We start from the raw sequence: 5588 nt of genomic DNA on the forward strand, positions 1-5588 counted from the left end.
TGCTCACCGCGGTCTCGGTCACGAAGAGCCGGTCGGCGATCGTGCCGTTGTCGAGGCCTTCCGCCATGAGGCCGAGCACCTCGCGCTCGCGCGGAGTCAGCGTCTGCACCGGGTCGTCGGCGCGACGACGGCTCATCAACTGCGAGATCACCTCGGGATCCATCACCGTGCCACCCGCGGCGACGCGGCGCAGGGCGTCGATGAACGCCGCGACCTTGCCGACCCGCTCCTTGAGCAGGTAGCCGAGACCGTCGGCTCCTGCCGCCAGCAGCTCACCGGCATAGCGATCCTCGACGTACGCCGAGAGCACCAGCACGGGGAAGCCGGGGCGACGGGCACGGGCCTCGGCGGCGGCCTTCAAGCCCTCGCTGGTGAAGGTCGGAGGCATCCGCACATCGACCACCGCGGCATCCGCCTCATCCAGTCGGTCGAGGAAATCGTCGGCGTTGTCGACGGCGGCGACCACATCGAACCCCTCGCTACGCAGCAGCAGCGCCAGCCCCTCGCGCAGCAGGGTGTCGTCTTCGGCGATCACGATCCGCATGGCAGCTCCGCTCTCAGGGTGGTGGGGCCCCCGACTGGACTCGTCACGTCAAGGGTGCCCTCGAACGCCTCGATGCGGCGACGGATGCCGGCAACACCGCCACCCGGCCGTTCGACCGCGCCGCCCACACCGTCGTCTTCGACCGTGATGACCAGAAGCTCGCCGTCGCGCTCGACCCGCACCGCGGCCCGGGTCGCCTCGCTGTACTTGCTGACGTTCGTGAGCGCCTCCGCCACGACGAAGTAGCTGGCCGACTCGACCGCCGCCGGCACACGTCCGATCTGGTCCGTCTCGACCGTGCAGGGCACCACGGTGCGCCCGGCGAGCGAGGCCAGGGCTCCCTCCAGACCGAGCTCATCGAGGATCGGCGGGTAGATGTCGTGCACCGTGCGGCGGAGCCCTGCGAGCGCCTCGGTTGCGGCATCCTGCGCTCGCCGCAGCGGCTCGAGCACGTCGCCGCCGATCTCCTGCGCGCGCTCGGCGATCCCGAGCATCATCACCACGTTGACCAGGCGGTTCTGCGCACCGTCGTGCAGATCGCGTTCGATCCGGCGCAGCTCGGCCGCGTGGGCGTCGAGCGCGGCAGCACGGCTGAGGGTCAGGGCGTCGACACGGGCCGCGAGGCGCGACTTCTCCGGCGTCGCGAGCAGCTTCGCCGACACGAACGACACCAGACGGGCGACGGCCGGGATCAGGAAGACCGCGAGGAGCGCATACGCCACCGCGAGCAGCGGCATCGTGGCCGCGAGCTCCCAGGATGTGACGGGGTAGACCGAGCCGACCGGGTCGTCGGCGGGGGCGAACTGCCAGTAGTAGGTGATGGCGAGGGTGTTGATCGCCGCGACGGGGAGCGAGATCGTCAGAAGAGAGACGAACAGCACCGGAATCCCCTGCACCGCCAGCCACAGCACGTCTCGGCCGGTGGCGCGCGAGAACGCGAAGCGCAGACGATCGTCGAGCGTTGAGCCCGGCGGGAGCACGTGGCCGATCGGCGTCAGCTCCTCGCCCCGGTAGGCGCCCACACGTCGACGGTTCAGGTCTGTCCAGCGGTGCAGGCTCTGCACGGTCTCGGGCATGAGCAGCACGCCGCCCGTGAGGATCATGAAGGGGAGCAGCACGATGCCCAGGCAGAGGAACACCACGGATGCGATCGAGACCGCGGCCTCGACGGCCAGGTATCCCCACGCTCGCAGCCAGCGGCGCATCCATCGGTCCTTCACTCTCACAGTCTGCCCGAGCGATCGCGACGGCACGGTATAGCCAGCCCCACCATCGAAGCGGCAGCGGGCGGGATGGGATGCCGCCCGGCCCGTCCCTAGCGTCGAATCATGACCTCCACACCACTCGCCTCGGCCGTGAACACGCGGCCCTCCGAAGCACTCCGGTTGCAGTCCGTCGTCAAGACCTACGGTTCCGGCGCCAGCCGCGTCACCGCCCTGCGCGGCGTGGATCTCGCCATCGCGAAGGGCACGTTCACCGCGATCATGGGCCCGTCCGGCTCGGGCAAGAGCACCCTGCTGCACAGCGCTGCGGGACTCGACCGGCCGAGCAGCGGCACCGTGCACCTCGGCGGGACCGAGATCTCGGGGCTGAAGGCGCGCCAGCTCACGGCGTTCCGTCGTGATCACGTGGGATTCGTCTTCCAGGCGTACAACCTGCTGCCGGCTCTGAACGTCGAGGACAACATCACGCTGCCGCTGCGGCTCGGCGGCCGTCGTCTCGAAACGCAGTGGCTCGACTTCCTGCTCCACGCCGTGGGGCTCACCGAGTTCCGCCGCCGCCGCCCGTCCGAGCTCTCCGGCGGTCAGCAGCAGCGGGTGGCGATCGCCCGCGCGCTCATCACCCGGCCCCATGTGGTGTTCGGCGACGAGCCGACCGGCGCCCTCGACTCCCGTTCGGGCAAGCAGGTGCTCGATCTGCTCGCGCACACGGCACGAGAGCTGAATCAGACCGTCGTGGTCGTGACCCACGACCCCGTGGTGGCCGCGCACGCGGATCGCACCATCTTCCTCGCCGACGGAGTCTTCGCAGGATACCTCGACGGTGCCGACCCTGCGCAGATCAACGCCCGCATGAGCGCATTGGGCGAGTGGTGATGTCGGGGTCGCTGGGTCTGGGGCGACTTGTCGGCGCCGACCTTCGCCATCACCGCGGAAGCTTCGTCGGCGTGGCGGTCGCGGTGTTCGTCGCGAGCGCACTGGTGACGGGCCTCGGCGTGCTCGTCGAATCCGGCATGCGCGGAGGGCTGGCGCCCGAGCGCTACTCCGCGGTCGACATCGTGGTCGGTGCGCCACAGCAGGTGGATGTGCCGGAGGACCTGCCGGTTCCCCTCCGGGAGCGCGCGCCGCTGCCGGTCGACGCGGTGCGCGACATCGCCGCCCTTCCGGGAGTCGACCGCGTCGTCGCCGACGTCACGGTTCCTCTCGTCCTGCAGGAAGCGGATGCGGCTGGTGCCGTCGTGGTCGAGGCGCACCCCTGGCCCGCCACCGCTCTGACCGGCTTCGAGCTGCATGAGGGGCAGGAACCCGCGGCGGCGGATGAGGTCGTCGTCACCGTCGGCAGCGGTCGTGCCGTGGGCGACACGGTCGTCCTTGCCCACGGCGGCGTGCCGTCGGAGTACCGCGTCGTCGGCGAGGTCGCCGCTCCGGTCGCACCCGAACGCGGCGCACATGTCTTCCTGAGCGAGCGCCGCATCGACCAGCTCGACCCGCACGGGGGTGCCCCGCAGGCGCTCGGCGTGTTCGTTTCCGGGGCGGATCCCGAGCAGACGGCGAGCGCGATCCACGAGGCCGACCCCGGCCTGGTCGCCCGCACGGGTGACGCCCGCGGCGACGTGGAGTTCCTCGACTCGGGTGCGGCGCGGTCCACGCTCGTGGCCATCGGCAGCGCGTTCGTCGGCACCTGCATCCTCGTGGCGATGTTCATCGTGGCAGGCACGCTGTCGCTGTCGGTGCAGTCGCGCCGTCGTGACTATGCCCTGCTGCGCGCGGTCGGTGCGAGCCCTTCCCAGGTGCACGCGCTCGTCGCCCGTGAGGTGCTGTGGGTGTCGGCGGTCGCCGTTCTGCTCGGCATCGTGCCGGGATACCTGCTGTCGACCGTGCTGCAGTCGGCCTTCGTCGCCGGGGGTGTGATCCCGGGCGACTTCGCCCTGGCATTCAGTCCGCTTCCCGCGGTCGGAGCGGTGCTGCTCGTGCTCGCCTCCGCCTGGGGTGCCGCGCGCATCGCGGCGGCTCGGGTCGCGAAACTCGATCCGGTGGAGGCTCTGCGCGAGTCGGCGACGGGTGCCCCCGCCATCGGACTGCCTCGCATCATCACGGGCATCGTGCTCGCCGCTGCGGGCATCTCGGTCTCGACCGTGCCGCTGGTGGTGCGCGGGCAGATCGCGGCCGGTGCGGCGGCCGGCGCAGCCATGCTGCTGATCATCGCATTGGCGGTGCTCGGCCCGTGGCTGGTGTCGCTGAGCGTCCGCCTGATCGGAGCGGTGCTGCATCGGCTCTCATCCGCCGGCTTCCTCGCTTCGGCGAACGCCGCGGCCAACAGCAGGCGCCTCGCCTCCGCGATCCTGCCGATCGCCCTCGGCATCGGTCTGGGACTCGTGCAGATCGGGGCGCCGTCGATCATCGCGGCCGAGGCGGCGACGCAGGCCAGTGCCGGCGTCATCGCCGACCTGCGCGTGACGGCCCCGGCGGGTCTCTCGCCCGACATGATCGACACCATCCGTGAGACACCAGGGGTGGCCGAGGTCTCGGGGGTCGCCCTCAGCGCGGCGGTGGTGGACTCCTTCGATTTCGAAGGCAAGCTCCAACGAGACGAGCACGTGCTGCAGGGCCTCGATCCGACGAACATCGCGAACAGCCTCGATCTGCGGGTGCGGGAGGGGGCGCTCGCGCAGCTCGACGGCACCACCACGGTCGCGGTGAGCACGGACGCCGCGCAGGCGCTGGGGCTGAACATCGGCGGAACGGTCGTCGGGTACCTGGGCGACGGCTCGCCCTTCGAGGCCGCGGTCGTCGCGGTGTACGAGCGGGGTCTCGGCTTCGGCGACCTCACCATGGCCGCCGATGCGGTCAGTGCCCACACCACGGCAGGTCTCGATGCCTTCGCGCTCGTGGCGGTCGACGCGGGCGCAACGGATGAGGTCCGTGCAGCGTTGGGCGCGAGCGGTCTGACCGTGAGCGAAGGCTCGGGGCTGCGGGCTGCGGGTGCGGGAGCGCAGGCCCAGCAGGGGTGGACGAACCTCATTGCTCTGCTGGTGATCCTCGGCTACATCGCGATCGCGGTGGTGAACACGCTCGTGATGGCGACGGGGGAGCGTTCGCGCGAACTGGCTCTGCTGCAGCTGATCGGCGCGTCCCGCAGGCAGGTGCGCGCCATGATGCGCGTCGAGGCGATGCTGGTGGCGGTGATCGCGATGGTGTTCGGTGTCGTGGTCGCGATCCCTCCGCTCATCGGGGTGAGCATGGGGATCTCGGGCCAGCCGGTACCCGCCCTCCCGGTGCTCGGTTCGCTGGCGATCGTCGGTGTCATGGGCGCGCTGGCGCTCGTGGCGATGTGGATCGGCACCGTCTCGTCGATGCGCACGCCTCCGATCGACGAGATCGGGTCGCGACAGTAGCGCCCCGCACCCGAGCAGGCGCACCGGTCTCCACGGTGCGCCTGCTCGGCGTCTCCCCCGCGCGCGGCGGTCCCCCTCGCGCGTCGGGGAGGTGGCACGGGAGGGAGGGGTGAAAAGGCGGGGTGAAAAACCTGCGCCCGCCCGGAACGGACCTCGCGCCCACGCCAGGCTGGCGGTGGCCCGGACCGAGTCCACCATGCCCGAATGGTGCTCGGCGGTCGCCTGAGGGGGCGGGGGCTTCCGTGCGCGAACGCGCAGCGGCGAAGCGATGAATGGGGAGACAGTCATGGGATTCCGTGTTGCCCGCAAGGACCACACATCCGATGGCCTTCCGTCCGAGCGGTTCAGCCGCTGGCGGGGCCGCGCGAAGAAGCTGATCGGGGGCGCCGTCAGCACGGCGCTCGTCGCCTCGTCGATGGTCTTCATCGG

The 5588-nt window shown here is 71.0% G+C and carries 4 protein-coding genes; 2 read left to right on the top strand and 2 right to left on the bottom strand.

Translation table 11 applies throughout. The features are described from left to right. Positions 1-544: response regulator (locus tag AX744_RS04395; RefSeq protein ID WP_061015503.1), on the bottom strand; the 544-nt coding region annotated here is incomplete at its 3' end. Then, positions 532-1764 (bottom strand): sensor histidine kinase, encoded by a 1233-nt coding sequence (locus AX744_RS04400; protein ID WP_231728737.1) that lies wholly within the window; start codon positions 1762-1764, stop codon positions 532-534. The genes AX744_RS04400 and AX744_RS04395, both read right to left, overlap by 13 nt. 108 nt (positions 1765-1872) lie before the next feature. Here AX744_RS04400 and AX744_RS04405 point away from each other — a divergent pair, with 108 nt between their 5' ends. Both AX744_RS04405 and AX744_RS04410 read left to right on the top strand, forming a co-directional pair. After that, on the top strand, positions 1873-2640 hold the full coding sequence (locus AX744_RS04405) for an ABC transporter ATP-binding protein (protein WP_061015502.1): 768 nt from the start codon (positions 1873-1875) through the stop codon (positions 2638-2640). Then, on the top strand, positions 2640-5159 hold the full coding sequence (locus AX744_RS04410) for an ABC transporter permease (RefSeq protein ID WP_061015504.1): 2520 nt from the start codon (positions 2640-2642) through the stop codon (positions 5157-5159). Before AX744_RS04405 ends, AX744_RS04410 begins: the two co-directional genes overlap by 1 nt. Positions 5160-5588: the final 429 nt, after the last annotated feature.

It is taken from the genome of Microbacterium sp. CCH5-D1 (assembly GCF_001557335.1).
Lineage (GTDB): Bacteria > Actinomycetota > Actinomycetes > Actinomycetales > Microbacteriaceae > Microbacterium > Microbacterium oxydans.